We start from the raw sequence: 18,706 nt of genomic DNA on the forward strand, positions 1-18,706 counted from the left end.
GGTTAGAAAGTTCCCAACAATAATAATATGTACAATGAAAACAACATCTAACACACTGTGTTAAGAACAAGCCAAAGTAACTGGGGATACTTTGGCTTGTTCTTTTCTATTGGACATAAAAAAAGGAACTTTGGTGTTAGCATCCAAAGTTCCCAAGAGGTGAAATCTAAAGCGTATTTACATTCATATTTTACTGATTGCGCTCAAATGCGGGCATCTGAGCGCAATAGCATATTCACTGTACAGGCTTACATTCCTGAACGGATAATGTAATCAAAAGCGGACAATGATGCTTTCGCGCCTTCACCCGTTGCAATGATGATTTGCTTGTACGGCACGGTGGTGCAGTCACCGGCTGCAAATACGCCTTTTACATTGGTTTCATTGCGTTCGTTAATTACAATCTCGCCGCGGCTGGAAAGCTCGACACCCGTTCCTTTCAGGAAATCCGTATTCGGCAGCAAGCCGATTTGAACAAAGATCCCTGCCAGCTCGATGGTTTTGATTTCATCTGTTGCGCGGTCTTTGTATTTCAGCGCAGTCACTTGTGAACCGTCACCCACCACTTCAGTTGACAAAGCATTTAAAATCACCGTGGTGTTTGGCAGGCTGTTCAGCTTGTCCTGCAGCACTTGGTCTGCGCGCAGCTTGGTATCAAATTCAACCAAAGTCACATGCTCTACAATGCCCGCAAGGTCAATCGCCGCTTCCACACCGGAGTTGCCGCCGCCTATCACCGCAACACGCTTGCCTTTGAACAGCGGGCCGTCACAGTGCGGGCAGTAAGCCACGCCGCGGGTTTTATACTCTTTTTCGCCCGGAACATTCATCTCTCTCCAGCGCGCGCCAGTCGACAGAATCACAGTTTTGGACTGCAGTTTTGCGCCGTTCTCTAAAGTCACTTCCACCAGGCCGTTTGCTGTTTGGTCTGCGCCTTTAATGTCAGTTACGCGCTGCAGGTTCATGATGTCTACACCGTATTCACGCACGTGCTCTTCCATCGCCGCTGCGAATTTAGGGCCTTGGGTTTTTTGAATAGAGGTATAGTTTTCAATATCCATGGTATCCATGACCTGACCGCCCATGCGCTCAGCCACAATCCCGGTTTTAATGCCTTTACGCGCCGCATAGATCGCAGAGGTGTTGCCTGCTGGGCCGCCGCCGATCACCAGCACATCAAATGCGCCTTTGGCATTTAATTTCTCAGCATCTTTGGCTGCTGCGCCGCTGTCCAGTTTGGCAATGATTTCTTCCAAGGTCATGCGCCCTTGGCCGATATGCTCGCCGTTTTGGAAAACCATCGGCACCGCCATGATTTTGCGTTCTTCCACTTCGTCCTGAAAGAAGGCGCCGTCGATCATGGTTGCAGTGGTGCCCGGGTTGTAAATCGCAATCAGGTTCAGCGCCTGAACCACGTCAGGACAGTTATGGCAGCTTAAAGATACAAAGACGTCAAAGTCTGCAGTCAAGTTCAGGCCCTTGATTTGCGCCAGCACCTCATCAGACACTTTTGGCGCATAGCCGGAAACTTGAAGCAAGGCCAGAATCAAAGAGGTGAACTCGTGGCCCATCGGCAAGCCAGCAAAGTTGACACGCGGCTGCTCGCCTTTTTTTGCAATGCCGAAGCTTGGCGCACGTGAATTTGTGCCGTCAAAGCGTGCAGTCACCAAATCAGAAAGTGCGGCAATTTCAGTCACCAATTCTTTGATTTTGTCTGATTTGTCAGAAGCGTTTAGGGTAGCCACAATTTCGATTGGGCTTTCTAAACGTTCAAGCAGAGTTTTTAATTGAGCAGAAGTATTTTGATCCAACATTGCTAACGCCTCCAAAGGAGTCAATATTTATTTGATAAATGAATAATAGGAGATTTTAATAAATAGGTAAAACAGTTTGTTTTTATAACAATGATCGAATTATTAAATCAAAGTAAAAAAACAAACTGAATAACAACAGTTTATATATGGGTATCAAAGAATATTTTTCAATATGCCTGAACCAAAACATGAAAATTAATCTTTTAATTCACGCTTATTTCAGCTGAAATGATGAATAGAGCCCAACGAGTCACTGGATACGCTGTTCAATCCGTACAGTCCTATTTTTAATCTGCCGAGCCAATGCATATAAAATTAAACTCAGCACAGCGGCCAGCGCAATAACAAACATCAGCACCCATCTTAAAGCACTGTTTAGCAGTTCAGCCTGCGCCGCCTGCTTACTGACGCTCTGCGCCATAGGCGTCATGGTTTTTTGAAACAGCTGATGCTGCATCGTCCACAGCTGCTCAGGCTTAAAGCCGTATTCTAAAAACTGCGGGTCATTTTTTTCTGCCTGAATTAAAGCTTGAACTTGAGGTATTGCCGCAGCGCGGTCAGCAGGATGATGCAGCAGCGCCGTTTGCGCCAATAAATAACTTTTCACTGGAGCAGGAAAATCTGAATCGGTCAAATAATGGGATATTTCACTGTCCTGTATATTTTTGTCATATTGAACCAGCTGCTGATATTCTTGGTTCTGACCGCTGTTCCAGTCGTACTGAACATAGGTTAAAGCGCCCCAAATCAGCATAAATGCAATCAGCCAGCCCACAAATTTAAGGACAAAAGACTGAAAGCGCACATAGAAAAACCGAATTTTCCTAAGCAGATGCACAGCAATAAATGCCCCGACAAAAGCAGCAAACAGCTTTAAAAACAGCCAGCCGAACCATGACAGCAAATTAATAAAATAATCGGATTGATGGCCCAAAGACGCAAAATCTCCAGCAATGCTGCTGGGCAGATGCAGCTGCTGGACCTGCGTGGTCAAGCCAAAGAAACTGTAGACAAATTCCTGCTGCACAAACAGTCCAATCACTGAAGCAATGAGCGCTGCAGCAGATGCGGCGGTCAGCAGCATCAAATTGCGCTGACGTTTTTTTAAAATCTGAAGACCATTTTGCAGCTGCTGCGGATTGAGCGCATAGTCATCTAAGGGAGGCAAATAAGTTCTCCTGAACGGTTTTTAAACGGCCTCCCTAAGCACATGCATAAGATGACTTAGTTCGGATTTGACCCGCTTGAGCTGGACTCAAGAACCAAATGATTCAAATTATCCTGAAGGGTGCGCAAACGGCTGGCCGCTTCGTCACGCTTCTGCATGCCTTCTTTCTGGATTTGGATGACATCATTTACTGTTTTAATGAGGGTATTCTGCACATGTTCAAGTGTTTCAATATCAATCACTGAACGCTGATTGGCTTTGGCGGTATCTACCGAGTTCTGATGCAGCAGATCGGCATTGCGTTTCAGCAGCTCATTGGTGGCATCATCAATGCTATTCGCCAGCTGTACGCTATTTTTTTGCTCTTGCAGTGAAATCGCCAAGCTGATTTGGTTTTTCCACGCCGGCAGCGTAATGTTTTTAATCGCGTAAAATTTATCAACCAGCATTAAATTATTGGATTGAATAATCCGGATCATCGGCAAAGTCTGCATAGCGGACTGCTGCAGCACCTGCAAATCACTCACCCGCTTTTCCAAATTATTTGCCAAATGATTCAGGTCATATATCTTTTGTGTGGTGGACTGATCCTGCTCTTGCGCCGTCAGAACCGCAATTTCCTGCTGAATCTCCTGCTCTTTCAGCTTGCCCGCAGCCACATAAACCCCCAGCTGCTTGTATTCTTCCTGAACGCCGCCAAACATTTTATCCAGCGTATTCACCCGCGCTTTCAAGCCATTCTGCGAGGTTTCAATTTCTTTTACCAAAGCATCAATCTGCTCTTTGGTGGTATTAAAGTGCTGATCAAAACTGTTTTTAGCGCCTTTAAATTTGCTGAAGATGCTGCCAAAAAAGCCTGAGTTCTTCGATTTATTTAAAATGCTGCTGGTATTCAGCTGCTGCGCCACCTGCACGACCTGATTCAGCTTTTGCCCTGTGGCATCCAAATCTTTGTTTTGGACCAAATTCAGCAGCTCATCGGTATAGCTGGAGGTTTTAGTCGCAATATTTTTGCCATATTCAGCCACTGCATTATGATTTATTTCCGCCAGCTCTTTATGCGCCGCCATAACATCCTGAAAATCAGCGGGCTGCAAACCAATGCTTTGCAAATCCAGCTGCTGGAATTTTTGCTCCACCTCGGCAATGCCGGTATTTGGAGTTTCCTTCAGTTCAATGTCAGCCTGTAATTGGGTATTTTCCGGATGTGTCATAGCGCACCTTGTACTGATTATGTTTTAGAGGGTTTCTCTAATGATTTTTTTAACATTTTAATAAGTTTATCACGGCTATTATCAAGCCTTTCCAATGAACTTGTCGAGCCGCTTTGCTGGCTTTGTTGCACATGATGCTGCCATGCCGGTATCAGCACCTGCTGCGCCTCTTTATATCTGTCCAGCAAGGAAAAGGATAACTGCTGCGACAGATGCATTTGCATCATGGCAATATCATTGCTGGCCTGCAATGTTTTTAATGTTTGGATTTTCTTAGAGAGCCTTTCAGCAAAACTGTCCAATGGCAATGGCTGCTGCGCAAAGCTGGGATATTCCTGCAAAAACTCCTCTGCAGCCTGAATATATTTTGCCATTTGCTCGCGCAGCCCCTGCAGCTGATTAAACCGTGACTGCGCTTTTTGGATCTCAATCTGCAGGCGCTGACTCAGATGATTGGCTTCATCTAAATTGCGGTCTATATTTTTATAATATTCCACTTGATTAGAACCGAATTCTAAATCCAAGCCCAGCCATTTCTGCAGCCCATTAAATTTACGCTTTTTTAAATATTTTTTTGAATCCGATAACAACTGAATCAGATTTTCTATCACTTGGCTCAGCCGCTGCGTTAATTGCGGGTCAATCCCCTTCAGCAGCGCTGACTGCGCTTGAATCAACTGATCCGCATAATGATTCAGGCGGTAAGGATCATTCAGCAAGGGCAGCAATTCATTGCGCTTAATCGCCAGCGCATCTTCCGGATGTACTGGAATGTCAGCAATAGCCACCAAAACTTCAGTTGAACTCATAAACAATTAAACTCAATAAAATCATTTTTATACTACGTCTTTCGGTCAGCTTTTCATGTATTTTTTTGCAATGCAAATTTAAAAATTCCAATCAAAACGCTGTTAAAGGCCTCACCAAATTTCGAAACTAAGAATGTCGAATACTGATTTTGCTGCAACCAGCAATCCACAATACTACTTTATTGTGCTTTTTCAAATTTTACATGCAGCTCCGATACGCTCAACCTCATACCTGCAGACAAGATTTATTTTTCGATAAAAATATCAAAAAAGATCGTTTTAATATTTAAAAATTCCAGCGCCCGCTTCTAGCAGCCTGTCCGCCGCTTATTCTATACTCAGACAACAATAACATTAAAAGAATCATCATGATAACCAATTATTTAAAAAATGAATCTGCTGCTCACACATCAGCGACACAGCGTATGCAAGACATACGTCAGCGCTTTAAAAATGCAGATCATCAATATGAGTTTTATATTGCAAATGCATTTAATACCGTCAATTTTGATCAAAGCTTTGAAAGCTTCCAACGGCTTGATCAATTATTTACTGCTTTCAAAAATCAAATTGGTGTCTTAGACATCCGGCATGATGCTGACCCGAGCCAATCAAATAGTTTAATGCTGATTGCCAGCCATTTAGGTCAATTTTTAGCAGAACGCACTTCTACACCTGAGCAGTGGTTTTCACGCGAAGAATTAAAACAAAATTTGCCGCAAAATAATGTGTCATTGCCTGAATCTTTTTTATATGACTATGCCCTCGTCTTAACCAATAAAATTGTTTTCCCACTCTTGGTCACGCATCAATACTTTAAACAAGCAGATAATGCACAGCCTTTTAGTCAGCACATTGAAAGCGAAATTTTGAATCATCTGATTATGAGCGGCGAAGAAAAAAATAAAATTGCTGAAGAAATGCATGCTTTGCAAAATATGTATCAAAAGAATTACACGCTGAATTGTGGCAGCGCCTTTCTAAAATTGGTTGAAATTTCTAATTTGGACTATTCCCTGCAGAGTCTAGACCGCTTAGATGAATTAATGCGTGAACTGCGTCAAAACTATATTGCCTCTGCCGAAAAGTTTCTTTCAGATCAAAGCAACTTTTACTTTGTCTTATTCCTCAGCGGTTACTTAGGCCGTGTCATTGCTCAGCATGCAGGGACATCTCTAAGATGGCTTAATCCACAACAAGTCAGCCAAATGATTGGCAGTGAAATTGCGCCGCAATTGCAAACTTGCCGTGTTGCACAAATTCACAATCAAGTGTTTTTTACGACAGGCCATATCGCTGATTTTCTATTTGCACCCGTGATTCAAACCAGCTCATTGCAATATGCCAAACAAATCATCAATGATATTTTAAAAGTCCGCACACCGCTCTATTTGGCGCATCCATCAAAAAGTTCAACTTATCAAACCTCTGTCTTTCATGATGTTTTACATCAGGCTGGCTTTTTACTCGGCTATGTTTTTCAATTTATTCATGGTGTCATGCCTAGGCACGATCCAAATGCCAGTATGGATCCGACCAGCTTCCCGCCAGGGAATACCTTTATTAAACATATGGATGGGCCAGACGCCGGCTTAAAACAGCTCGAACTTAACCCGCAAGATTATCCTTATAATGTAATGGCTTATGAAATGTATGCTTGTTTGCCTCACCTGAGAACCGATGCGATTTCGTTGCATATACGCCAGTATGGAGAACATGCAATCAATTTACACGTGGTTGTACCTTATTTTCCTGTTTTCGACTACCGCGGTTTTCAAATTCTTCAACCTTATTTAAGTGCTTGCGATAGTAAGACGGAACAGGAAATGCCTTTGATTTTAGAAAATATGCAGGCTTTTTTTGATGGCATTCATACCTTTGAAATGCCGCTTCCAACTGAACGAAAAGTTTGGGCAGCACATTACAAGCCGGCATCACATCCTTACCCGCAAAATTTTAGTCAAAACTAAAATATAAAAAACTCCAGATTGGGTTAAATCTGGAGTTTCTTATCAATAATTTACCTATTACGGCGCAGTGCTTACCACTTGCTGTAATTATAAATAATTGCCTTCACGCTCTGGCTGATATAGCACTTTTTCGATTTTAACTTTCATAATATGGCCATCCGGCTGCGGCCATTCAATTTCTTGACCTTCAGATAAGCCTAGAATCGCGGCACCCACAGGCGCCAGCACATTGACTTGGCCTTTCTCTCCGATGAATTCATGCGGATAAACCAGCGTGATTTCCGTCGGCTCAATAGCAGGCGCAATCGTAATTAAAACTTTCGCATTCATGCTGACAACATTGGCTGGCACATCTTGAGGCGCCACCACCTCTGCACGCGCCATTTCTTCTTCCAAATGCTCCATGGTCGGCGTCAACTTAGATTGATGTTCCAGCATGGTTTCTAATCGATGCAGGTCTTGCTCAGAAAGAATGATGTTCGGTTTTGTCATCTGCATTTTCCTTTGAATCTTATCTACCCGTCAAAATAGCAGCAGTCTAATTATAAAGTTATAAGTACTTTCATTCTGTTATAGCAGAATTTCATGAAAAGCAGCTAGTAAATACTTTTACTGCGGCCATAAAAAAAGCCCCTTGAGGGGCTTTTCTCAAGTCAAACTTATTTCGCGTAAACTGGGAATTTCGCGCAAACCGCTTCAACTTTTGCTTTCACAGTATTGATCACGGCTTCATCGCCTTTCGCATCCAAAATGTCTGCGATCCAGCCAGCCAAGTCACGCACTTCAGCTTCGCCGAAACCGCGGGTGGTTACTGCAGGCGTACCGATACGGATGCCTGAAGTCACAAATGGAGAACGCGGATCGTTTGGAACAGAGTTCTTATTCACAGTAATGTGAGCTGCGCCTAACCAAGCGTCAGCTTCTTTACCAGTGATGTCACCTTGTTTGATTAAAGACAACAAGAACAGGTGGTTTTCTGTGCCGCCAGAAACAACGTCATAGCCGCGTGCAATTAATACTTCAGCCATTGCTTTAGCATTTACGACAACTTGCTTTTGGTATTCTTTGTATTCAGGCGCCATCGCTTCTTTAAAGCAGATTGCTTTCGCCGCTACAGCGTGAACCAAAGGACCGCCTTGGTTGCCAGGGAATACAGCTGACTGTAATTTTTTCTCAATTTCTTCGTTTGCTTTCGCAAGGATTAAGCCTGAACGCGGGCCGCGAAGTGTTTTATGAGTCGTTGTAGTCGTTACGTCAGCAATTTGCACTGGGCTTGGGTATACGCCAGCAGCAACAAGGCCAGCAACGTGAGCCATATCTACAAACAGGTAAGCGCCAACTTTATCCGCGATGTCACGGAAACGCTGCCAGTCAACGATTTGGCTGTACGCAGAGAAACCAGCAACGATCATGCGCGGTTTGTGTTCTTCTGCTAAACGTTCAACTTCTTCGTAATCGATTTCACCCGTTTCTGGGTTCAAACCGTATTGAATTGCATTGTAAGTTTTACCAGAGAAGCTGACTTTAGCACCGTGAGTCAAGTGACCGCCGTGAGCCAAGCTCATGCCCAACACTGTATCGCCTGGGTTAAGAAGCGCTAAATAAACCGCTGAGTTCGCTTGCGAACCTGCATGCGGCTGAACGTTTGCATAGTCAGCGCCGAAAAGTTCTTTAGCACGGTCAATCGCTAATTGTTCAATTACGTCTACATATTCGCAGCCGCCGTAATAGCGTTTGCCTGGGTAGCCTTCCGCATATTTGTTAGTGAGTTTTGACCCTTGAGCTTCCATTACTGCTGGTGAGCAGTAGTTTTCTGAAGCGATGAGTTCGATGTGCGCTTCTTGGCGGGCATCTTCTTGAGAAATTGCTTTCGCGATTTCTGGATCAAATTCAGCAATAGAGATGTTGGCAAACATTAGCGAGGTCCTATTAAATTAGGGCTTTTAAGCCGTGCTAAGATTGGCGCGTATTGTAGCATGAAGTTTATAAATTTTGAGAAGGATGTTTGCTCAGTTTTAAATAAAAAAATGCCCATCTTCGTCAGAAAGATGAGCATTTTATTTAAATCAAGTTATTGAATTGGCATGAAAGATTTTACATCCAGTACAATTTCATCCCAATTGTCTGTATAAACTGTTCCATGATTCCATTTTGGGTCAATTGAATTATCACTATCAGTGACGTAATTAATGTTGGTTCCTTTTGCTTTTGCAGCCTGTACGAGAATATCTGTCACTTGCTTTGGCACAGTATCATCATTAGAACCCTGATAAATGAAAATTGGAGTATTCAATTTTATCAGTAAAGGCTGTGAATCATTTTCTAAGAATTTTTTAACCTCTGGAATAGCCGTCATAAAGTTTGGCTGTGTACGCGGATAATTATCTAAAGTCCCATATTTGGTTTTATATAGCATCATTGCACCACCTAGCTTCTGGCCAAGAACATCATAACAAATGGTTTCAGCCTCAGCCGCCACCAGATCTGTTGGTGATGCAAATACTTCACTATATTTCAAAGTTGGATGCGGATTTCTTAATCCAGCAGTAATCAGGGCTGTAAATGTATCTAAAGGGGCAAGAATGCTGATTTTAGTGTCTAAGTCAGCTTCAAGTGCGGCTTTTTGCTCACCGCCATTTAAAATTGAACTTAAATAAGACGCAGGCGCTACAGCAACTGTGCCTTTATAAGTTAACTGAGCACGAGAGGCATATTGCGCTGCTCCCAGTGCCGCCTGCCCGCCCTGAGAATGCCCAACAACAGCCCATCTTTTTTCAGTCGTATTACCCAAGTTTTTACTGGCAGCGACCACGGCATCGGTAATGGAATATGCCTCACTTTTTAAATTTAAGAAAGGATGCAGCTCTTTACCGCTTGGCTCACCTAAACCTTCATAATCAGGCGCAACTACGGCATATCCAGCGGCTAAAAGTTTCGCAATGAAATATTCATTGCCCTTCAGACCTTGCTGACTTGGCGCACAAGCATCCGCTACACCCGTTGTACCATGCGCCCAAGCTACTATTGGCCAGCCTCCGGCTGGTTTTATTCCTTTCGGCGTAAATACAAGCGCAGTAGCTTGAGTCTCAGTTCCATTCACGCCCAGCATTTTATATGTCATCAATGTACGAGAAGCGCTTGCACTATCTAATACTGTATTTGTATTTGCGTTGGCATCAACATAAACCTGTGTTTTCACCACAGGATTTACAATATTATTTTTTGGGATTCCATCATCCACAACATATGTCGAATCTCCCCCATCGCCGCTGCCGCAGGCCGTGAGCAAAAATGCGCTGCTGATTAACACCGTTAAGACATGTTTTTTCATTTTACGTTCCTTCGCCATTTGCTTGTTATTAATTTTGATTTAACAGTATGTATTACCTGTTATTTCGACTGAACACAATAGCTTTTAAGATCGATGGTATCGCAATCCTAAATTTTCTTATATCACATTGTTTTTAATATTTTTATTTAAAACACAATGACAAAATTAATCCAATCCGCTGGCCGCAGCACAATTCTGCCAAATACGTGAACGTATGATGTAAAGCCGCAGATCGCTCATCAACAAAGCAAATTGCTTTAAGCCTGCCCATTGGCTGATCCCCGCAGTAAATCCGCAGCAATCAATCAGGGCTAAAAAATTTGAATACAATCGCTTGATCAAAGATTCTAGTCCGACAGAAGTATCAAAAAAACTAAAGGCTCATAAATGCACAATCTTTAATGCGCTGATGACATAAAGCCCCGCTAATTCTTTAACTACGGTTTGTCAATAACTTAGGCAAATGATAAATTGAACGTTTTAATACACTCTCCTGATGGAATAGGTTATGCAAGCCATAATTCTCGATACCGAAACTCATACTTTAAATGGCCAGCCGATTGAAATTGCATATGCGCCTATTCAAATTTCAAACCACAAAATTACTTTAGATAAGTCCCAGCTTTTTGATCAGCTGTATAGCGTTGATGAACCCATCTCATTTGCAGCCATGGCGGTGCATCATATTCTAGAATCTGATCTAGAAAATAAGCCCCATTACACAACCTTCAAGCTGCCTGAAGATACGCTGTATATTATTGGCCACAATATTGATTATGACATCCGCGCTTTAGAAAAATGCGGGGTAGATTCAACCCGCATTAAAGCCATCTGCACGCTTGCTTTAGCACGCTTAGTCTGGCCGGATGCCGAAGCGCACAATATATCCGCGCTCATTTACATGATCAGCAAAGGCAGCGAAAAAGCGCGTGAAATGATCCGTAAAGCGCACCGTGCCGACATGGACATCATTTTGACAGCAAATATTTTAATGCATATTGTTCATCACTTAAAAATCAACAGCATTGAAGAACTGTATGCAGCGTCTGAAGATGCCCGCATTCCGCGCAGCATTAATTTCGGCAAACACCGCGGCACAGCCATTGCTGATTTGCCGGCAGATTATGTGCAATGGCTGATGCGTCAGGAAGATTTGGACCCTTATCTGCGCAAAGCGCTGGAAAATACAGCAATCACAACGCTTTAATGATTTAAAGTCCTCAACGGCATTGTCATAAAAGCTTCATGCAAGTGTAATTTTCACACAATATGATGGGCCTTAATTTATTGGGGAATAAATTAAGGCATGGATACATTTTATAAAACTGAATTGGGTTTCCGCACACTCAAGCTTCGCGATCTGCCGCTGAATGCCAGACAGCGGAGGCTGCTGGTGCTGATCGGCACAGATGATTTTTCGGCTTTGAATACAGCCATGAAGCATCGCATTGCAGAGCCTGACTTACTGCAGCAATTGATTGATTTGGGTTTAATTTTTAAAGAAGAAAATCAGGCCGAACCGCTGCAGAAACAGGAAGAAGCATCCGTTGAGCCGCAGCCCCAAATTTTAACGCAGCCTTCCGAAATTCATACGGCTTTAAATGTTCCATCCTCTACAGCAACTGAGGATTATTCTTTTCAGCTGGAAAAGGCTCAACCTGCAACTGGGCCAGCGCAGCCCATCAGCGCTGCAGATGGGCCAATCGAACCTTTAAGCCCTTTGGCTTTTGATGAATTGAAGCAATTTATGATGCAGCACCTGCAGCAGTATTGCGGCTTAATGGCCAAACAGCTGATACTGAATATTCAAGCGGCGGAGCAGGTTTCACAGCTGAAAATGTGCCAAATCCAATGGATTACCCTGCTGCAGGAATCACGGATTGTGCCAAAATTGCTGAATCATGCTTTGCAGCAAGTGAATCTGAGCATGCGCAAGCTTCAATCCGCTTGATTTTTGCCGTTGCAAAACATTTCGAACTAAGAGTTATTTCATCGGCTCTCATTCAAAAAATGACTTAATAGCTTATTAAATTTTTACAGATAAAATCTTATCTTCATGAATTTTATTTCTTTTTAGCAGTTCAATTTAAAACTCCCATTTTATAATTTTTTTACTACGACTTTGTTTTAATGGTTTATTTGAGCCATTCAGAGCATATATAGGCTAGAAGATATTTTTGGGGGAGCATTTGGAGTTATGGCGTATTATTTGCAGTTTGACACGTTTGATAATCCTATGCAGCTCAGCAAAGTGGGCAATTGGATTATTACATTTTTAAGCCCTCAAGATGACTTAGCCCATATTCAGCTGGCCATTACGCATGTGCTGCCGCGCCAAGTATGTGATCATCTGCAGCCGCGTCGTCTCATTATGCACAACAGCCCGGCCGACAATTTTTGGAAAATTGAGAATATTGAATGCTTTGACAGCAGCTTAAATCAAGAACTGGTTTTTTTGCCTGAATCCCCGCAGGCACAGACAGTTATACAAACCATCTTAAAAGAATTTGAGCGATATGATGTCTGTGTCAATATTAAGCAAGACGTTAACCTATAGGCAGTCAATTGTTATCGAATGCCGGCCTAAAAGACCCTTCAGACATTGAGGCAATAAAAACTGAATTGACGGCAGATTGGAAAATAAAAAAACTCACCTGTTGAAGTGAGTTTTTTTTAACATCGTATCTGATTGAATTAAGCTTCAATCACTTTGTAAATGCTGGATGAATTTTGGCTTTCGAATAACAGCTCAATACTCGGTAAAATCACTTCTCCATCTACCACAATATGTTCAATTCTTTTAATCATATCCTGAGTTTCAGACGCCGAATTTAGCAAGGCTTGGGCATCGACAATTTGGCTATACTGATTCTTCACTTTAATATCAATCATATTGGTCATAGTCATTACTCTATTTCTTTGAATTAGCATTTTTATAGCACATGCCCCGATCTTCACCTTCGCAAAAAATGTTAGATTTCTTGGCATTGTAACTGAATAAAAATTTAATTAACTATAAATCAATAAGATAATAAATCACTCTGTAAATTGTATGACAATAACTCACCTTTTATTGCTGTTTATCTATAAATACCGCCTAGAAAACAGGCATTAAAAAAGCCCGCATTGCTGCGGGCTCTATGTTGGAAGGCTAGTGCTGATTTTTTGTCTTAACCGAAGTTTGCGACTCAATTAGCTGTCATTGATCCGTCCAACTCATAGTAGCGTCTTTTGTTTTACGACCTACTGTAGTATCAATATAGCACTGTATTTTCTGCTGGCAAGAGGCTTTTACACTTCGGCACAATCACTCAAAATAAATACAATTGAAATTCTGAAGTATAAGGCGGATAATACATTCGCATTAATATTGCTTCGCACCAATCACCTTAAACAGCTGATTTTTCAATGTAAAAAAGCTGCTCAAAATATTCAAACCCTTAACCAGGGAAAATTCCTCTCTCTTTACGCGCTTTTAAAATGCGTTCGCACGCCAAAATATAAGCTGCGGTACGCAATGTGCAGCCATTGCTATTTGCGCACGTCCAAACATCTTCAACGGCCTGAACCATCAGCTTGTCTAAACGGTCATTAATTTCCGCCTCACTCCAGAAATAGCTCGCCATATCCTGCACCCATTCGAAATAGCTGACCGTCACACCGCCTGCATTGCAAATCACATCAGGGACAATCATGATGCCGCGTTCATTCAGGATGTCGTCGGCCTCAGGATAAGTCGGCCCATTTGCGCCTTCCAAAACCATTTTGGCTTTTAGACGGTGCGCGCGCGCTACTGTAATCTGCCCTTCTAAAGCAGCGGGGATAATAATATCTGTTTCCACATCCCAAAATGCTTCATTGTCAATTCGCTCTGCGCCTTCAAAACCGGCAACACCTTGATACTGCTCTATATAGGCATGCAGCGCATTCAGCTCAATGCCGCTTGCGTTAAAAATCGTTCCGGTATGGTCTTGAATGCATACAATCTTGGCATTGGACAAATAGAATAAATTGGCCGCTTCACTGCCCACATTGCCAAAGCCTTGAATGCTAACTTTGGCATTTTCAATATTCAGGCTGAGCTTTTCGGCAACTTGGCAGCCGGTAATGTAAACGCCTCGCCCTGTTGCTTTTACGCGCCCTAAAGAACCGCCCAAATGCACGGGCTTGCCAGTGACTACACCAGTGACTGTGTAGCCCTGTCCAGATGAATAAGTATCCATCATCCAGCCCATAACATTGGGGTTGGTGCCGACATCCGGTGCAGGAATGTCTTTTTGCGGGCCAATAATGTGCGCGATTTCACTGGTAAAACGGCGTGTTAAACGTTCGAGCTCACGTGCAGACAATTTGCGCGGATCTACACGCACACCGCCCTTTGCGCCCCCAAAAGGCAAATTTAATACGGCTGTTTTGATGGTCATCCAAGCCGCCAGCGCCATGACTTCATTTAACTCGACATCTGGATGGTAGCGGATACCGCCTTTGCCCGGCCCGCGTGAAAGGTTGTGCTGCACACGGTAACCTTCAAAATGCTGAATTGAACCGTCATCCATAATGATCGGAACATCCACAATCAGCGCGCGTTTCGGACGTTTCAAAGTATCGACATAGTCTGCCAGGTCTTCACTGAGATACGGCGCAACGCGGTCGACTTGCGCCAAAAACGTTTGCCATGCACCGTTGCCGCCATTGGCATAAGAGAGATTAGACATTTTAGGTCCTCTGATTATTGATTATTCTTTGGATAAAACATGTATTGATAGGCAATGAAAGCCGCCAGCCGCGCGGTAATATTGTCCTGATCAAAGTGAGGATTGCATTCAGCAATATCCAGCAGTTTGATCTTTCCGCTGTCGTGTATATGTTTCATTAAATGTTCAAAAATACGCAGATCAATGCCTTTGACTGCAGGCGCACTGACACCCGGCGCAATCGATGCTGCAAATACATCTAAATCAACCGTGACATACAGCACATCTACAGCATCAATAAAATGATCTAATTTATTTTTTAAAACCGCTAAATGGCCCATTTCTATTTCATCATCAAAAATATAATGGCAGCCCAGGCGGTCAGCAGTCTGAAACAGTTTTTGCGTATTCGAGTGTTTTGCTACGCCAATACATAGATAATGAAAGGCTTTGCCATGCTGCTCAGACAGTTTCGCTGCCTGTAGAAATGGTGTTCCTGAAGTGGCTTGCTCAGCTTCACGCAAATCGAAATGCGCATCAAAATTGATGATGCCAATTTTCTGACCAGGCTGGGTATTTTGCACATACTGAAAAATACCGCTGAAGCTGCCGAAAGCAATTTCATGGCCGCCGCCCAATACAATCGGCTGCATGCCCTGCTGCAAGGCCAATTCCACTTGATCCGCCAATTCAGCTTGCGCCTTTTCCAGCCCGCTGTCCACGCAGACCACTGTACCCATATCCTGAATGCGGATCGGCACATGTATAGGCAAATTTGCCAGCTGCTGACGGATTAGATTCGGCGCATTTGCCGCGCCAGTCCGGCCTCGGTTTCGGCGCACGCCTTCGTCAGAGCTGAAGCCCAGTATCGCAAAATCGGCACTATCAGACTGATTGACCAGATGAAAGATGCGCATATGTTCTGCGCCATCGCCATCATGCCTGCCCTGCCATTGAAATGACTGATCCATAATTCATCCTGTTATTCTTCAAACTCAATTTTTTGAAGAAAAAATTTAAAATTGAATTAATTTGCCTTTTTGAATGACTTGCTTCTTTAAATCACCGCCCAGCCAATAGGTAATTTCAGACGGATGCTGTATGTCCCAAGCTACAAAATCGGCAAATTTGCCGACGTCTAAGCTGCCATGCGTATCCTGCAGCCCCAAAGCCTGGGCAGCATGAATGGTCACGCCTGCCAATACCTGTTCAGGAGTTAAACGGAACAAGGTACTGCCCATATTCATCATTAAACGCAGGGATAAAACTGGTGACGTTCCGGGATTTAAATCGGTCGATAGGGCAATTTTTACCCCATGTGCAACTAAGCTTTCTATAGGCGGATACTGTGTTTCCCGCAGTAAATAAAACGCACCCGGTAAAAGCACCGCAACCGTATCCGATGCAGCCATGGCTTTTACGTCATCTTCAGTCATATATTCCAAGTGATCTGCCGATAAAGCCTGATACTTGGCCGCCAGGCTTGAACCGCCCAAGGCAGACAGCTGTTCTGCATGCAGCTTCACAGGCAAATTCAGCGACTGCGCCGTTTGGAAAACCCGCTCCACCTGGCTTGGAGAGAAAGCCAAATGCTCACAAAAGGCATCTACCGCATCGACTAAGTTTTCTGCATGCAGCTGCGGCAGCATTTCTGTGCAGATATAATCAATATAGTCATCACTGGCATCTTTAAACTCAGGCGGCAAAGCATGGGCAGCCAAGCAGGTACTGCGCACCGTCATTGGCAAAGCATCACCTAACTGCCGAATTACTTGCAGCATTTTGCGTTCAGTGACTAAATCCAGTCCATAACCCGATTTAATTTCAATCGTGGTTACACCGTCCTTAAGTAAGTTTAAAATTCGCTGCTGAGCTGAATGGAATAATTCTGCATGACTGGCTTCACGGGTTGCACGAACGGTACTGGCAATGCCGCCGCCATTTTTAGCAATTTCGGCATAGCTCACACCTTGCAGGCGCTGCTCAAATTCAACACTGCGGTTGCCGCCGAAAACGCTGTGCGTATGACAGTCAATCAAGCCCGGCGTCACCCAAGCCCCATGCAGATCGATTTGTTCAGTCAACGCTACAGCTGGACATTCAGCTTGCGGACCAATCCAGTGAATCCTTTCACCGTCTGTCAGCATCGCAGCATGTTCTATTATGCTGTATTGACCATGTTGCATAGTCGCAATATGACAATTCAACCAAAGCTTCATCGTTGTATTTCCTGTTCCGCCTCAGCACATGCCTTGGCGGAAACATTTAAGTATTAAGAATTAGATTCAAATTGTTGTGCTGTATTGCTGTTCGCATGATTCAAGTTCATCTTTGGGCGCACTTTCACAATATAGGCAATCCATAAAATCACCAGCCATGCAGCACCGACATAGATCGCAGGGCGAGAGTCTGGGAAATACGCAATGATGCCCAAAATAAACAGCATGAATGCCACAGCGAATGCAGGTGCATACGGCCAGCCCACGACTGGGAAATCCAAAGCTTTAATTTCAGCGGCAGACAGTTTACGGCGCATGCCAATCTGTGAAAGTAAAATCATCAGCCAGACCCATACCGTTGCAAAAGTTGCAATTGAGGCAATGATGATGAAAATATTTTTGGGAATCAGATAGTTCAGCACGACACCAATCAGCAATACACCCGCCATCACCACAACCGTCATCCAAGGCACACCATTTTTAGACAGCTTGGTGAACACTTTTGGCGCTTGGCCATCTTGCGCCATGCCGTAAAGCATGCGTCCTGCGCCAAACACATCACTGTTAATGGCAGAAACCGCCGCTGAAATCACCACGATATTTAAAATCGTAGCTGCTGAACCAATACCCAGATTTTCAAAAATCTGCACAAATGGGCTGCCTTGTGTACCAATCTGATTCCAAGGGAAAATCGCCATGAGGACAAAAATGGTCAAGACATAAAACAGTAAAATACGTACAGGTACTGCATTGATGGCTTTAGGAATCGACTTTTTCGGTTCTGCGGTTTCGCCAGCAGTAATGCCAATAATTTCAATACCGCCAAAAGCAAACACCACCACAGACAAACATGCAATCAATCCGCCAATACCATTTGGCATAAAACCGTCATGAATCCATAGGTTTTGCAAGCCCGCAGCAGCGGTACCGTGATCTGCATGGAAGCCGTACAGCATGAGGCCAAAACCGCCGACAATCATGGCAATAATAGCGGTCACTTTAATAATCGATAGCCAAAATTCCAGCTCGCCAAAGACTTTGACATGGATTAAATTGATGCCGCCGAGGAACATGATCAGCGAGAGAATCCAGATCCAGCGCGGCACATCAGGGTACCAAAAGCCCATGTAAATACCAAAAGCCGTGACATCCGCCAGCGCCACAATGATCATTTCAAAGACGTAGGTCCACCCTGTCGTAAAGCCTGCAAATGGACTAATGTACTGGCTGGCATAATGGCTGAATGAGCCGGAAACTGGGTTATGTACAGACATTTCGCCGAGGGCGCGCATAACGATATAAATCGCAATACCCGCAACAATATAGGCGATTAAAACGGATGGCCCTGCCATCTGAATGGCCGTTGCCGAACCGTAAAACAGGCCTGTGCCAATGGCTGAACCTAAAGCTAAAAACCGGATATGGCGGGTATTGAGTCCCCGCTGTAAAGTGGAACTTTGTGATGCTTCTTGTGACATTTCGATCTC

16 protein-coding genes are annotated in these 18,706 nt (G+C 43.7%); 4 read left to right on the plus strand and 12 right to left on the minus strand.

All coding sequences use genetic code 11. The features are described 5' to 3' along the window. Positions 1–248: 248 nt before the first annotated feature. The 4 genes from ahpF to F941_RS10705 form a co-directional block, all read right to left on the minus strand. A complete protein-coding gene (gene ahpF, locus F941_RS10690) occupies positions 249–1,814 on the minus strand; it encodes an alkyl hydroperoxide reductase subunit F (protein WP_005011058.1) in 1,566 nt (521 codons plus the stop codon). A 250-nt stretch (positions 1,815–2,064) separates the two neighbouring features. Further along, the gene (locus F941_RS10695) at positions 2,065–2,982 is read right to left on the minus strand and encodes a hypothetical protein (protein WP_005011060.1); all 918 of its coding nucleotides are present in this window, start codon (positions 2,980–2,982) and stop codon (positions 2,065–2,067) included. Between the two features lie 56 nt (positions 2,983–3,038). Beyond that, entirely contained in the window at positions 3,039–4,196 is a 1,158-nt protein-coding gene (locus F941_RS10700; protein WP_005011068.1) for a toxic anion resistance protein, read from the minus strand. Between the two features lie 17 nt (positions 4,197–4,213). Beyond that, entirely contained in the window at positions 4,214–5,005 is a 792-nt protein-coding gene (locus tag F941_RS10705) for a hypothetical protein (RefSeq protein WP_005011071.1), read from the minus strand. A 425-nt stretch (positions 5,006–5,430) separates the two neighbouring features. Between F941_RS10705 and F941_RS10710 the strand changes: the two genes are divergently transcribed. Further along, positions 5,431–6,975, plus strand: a complete 1,545-nt coding sequence (locus F941_RS10710) for a hypothetical protein (RefSeq protein ID WP_228128319.1) — start codon at positions 5,431–5,433, stop codon at positions 6,973–6,975. Between the two features lie 87 nt (positions 6,976–7,062). Here the strand turns inward: F941_RS10710 and rnk are convergent, their stop codons facing one another. From rnk to F941_RS10725, 3 genes are all read right to left on the minus strand, one after another. Beyond that, positions 7,063–7,467, minus strand: a complete 405-nt coding sequence (gene rnk / locus F941_RS10715) for a nucleoside diphosphate kinase regulator (protein ID WP_005011074.1) — start codon at positions 7,465–7,467, stop codon at positions 7,063–7,065. Between the two features lie 167 nt (positions 7,468–7,634). Next, entirely contained in the window at positions 7,635–8,891 is a 1,257-nt protein-coding gene (gene glyA / locus F941_RS10720) for a serine hydroxymethyltransferase (RefSeq protein ID WP_005011075.1), read from the minus strand. A 155-nt stretch (positions 8,892–9,046) separates the two neighbouring features. Then, positions 9,047–10,306 (minus strand): alpha/beta hydrolase family protein, encoded by a 1,260-nt coding sequence (locus F941_RS10725; protein WP_005011076.1) that lies wholly within the window; start codon positions 10,304–10,306, stop codon positions 9,047–9,049. Positions 10,307–10,814: 508 nt separating this feature from the next. Here F941_RS10725 and F941_RS10730 point away from each other — a divergent pair. The 3 genes from F941_RS10730 to F941_RS10740 all read left to right on the plus strand — a co-directional run bounded on the left by F941_RS10730 (position 10,815) and on the right by F941_RS10740 (position 12,863). Further along, positions 10,815–11,513, plus strand: coding sequence for a putative quorum-sensing-regulated virulence factor (locus tag F941_RS10730; RefSeq protein WP_005011077.1), 699 nt, complete (start codon positions 10,815–10,817; stop codon positions 11,511–11,513). A 99-nt stretch (positions 11,514–11,612) separates the two neighbouring features. Further along, positions 11,613–12,257: a hypothetical protein gene (locus F941_RS10735; protein WP_005011079.1), complete on the plus strand. Its 645-nt coding sequence runs from the start codon at positions 11,613–11,615 to the stop codon at positions 12,255–12,257. 246 nt (positions 12,258–12,503) lie between these two features. Further along, a complete protein-coding gene (locus tag F941_RS10740; protein WP_005011081.1) occupies positions 12,504–12,863 on the plus strand; it encodes a hypothetical protein in 360 nt (119 codons plus the stop codon). A 137-nt stretch (positions 12,864–13,000) separates the two neighbouring features. Here F941_RS10740 and F941_RS10745 read toward each other — a convergent pair whose 3' ends face one another. The 5 genes from F941_RS10745 to F941_RS10765 all read right to left on the minus strand — a co-directional run bounded on the left by F941_RS10745 (position 13,001) and on the right by F941_RS10765 (position 18,697). Continuing rightward, positions 13,001–13,207 carry a hypothetical protein gene (locus F941_RS10745; RefSeq protein ID WP_005011084.1) on the minus strand — a complete coding sequence of 69 codons (207 nt, stop codon included), beginning with the start codon at positions 13,205–13,207 and terminating at the stop codon, positions 13,001–13,003. 539 nt (positions 13,208–13,746) lie between these two features. Further along, the gene (locus F941_RS10750; RefSeq protein WP_005011087.1) at positions 13,747–15,021 is read right to left on the minus strand and encodes a Glu/Leu/Phe/Val family dehydrogenase; all 1,275 of its coding nucleotides are present in this window, start codon (positions 15,019–15,021) and stop codon (positions 13,747–13,749) included. Positions 15,022–15,035: 14 nt separating this feature from the next. Further along, positions 15,036–15,971, minus strand: a complete 936-nt coding sequence (gene hutG / locus F941_RS10755) for a formimidoylglutamase (RefSeq protein WP_005011089.1) — start codon at positions 15,969–15,971, stop codon at positions 15,036–15,038. 45 nt (positions 15,972–16,016) lie between these two features. Then, positions 16,017–17,219, minus strand: coding sequence for an imidazolonepropionase (hutI, locus tag F941_RS10760; protein WP_005011091.1), 1,203 nt, complete (start codon positions 17,217–17,219; stop codon positions 16,017–16,019). A 53-nt stretch (positions 17,220–17,272) separates the two neighbouring features. Continuing rightward, a complete protein-coding gene (locus F941_RS10765; protein ID WP_005011093.1) occupies positions 17,273–18,697 on the minus strand; it encodes an amino acid permease in 1,425 nt (474 codons plus the stop codon). Positions 18,698–18,706 lie beyond the last annotated feature (9 nt).

The organism is Acinetobacter bouvetii DSM 14964 = CIP 107468 (genome assembly GCF_000368865.1).
Taxonomy (GTDB): Bacteria; Pseudomonadota; Gammaproteobacteria; order Pseudomonadales; family Moraxellaceae; genus Acinetobacter; species Acinetobacter bouvetii.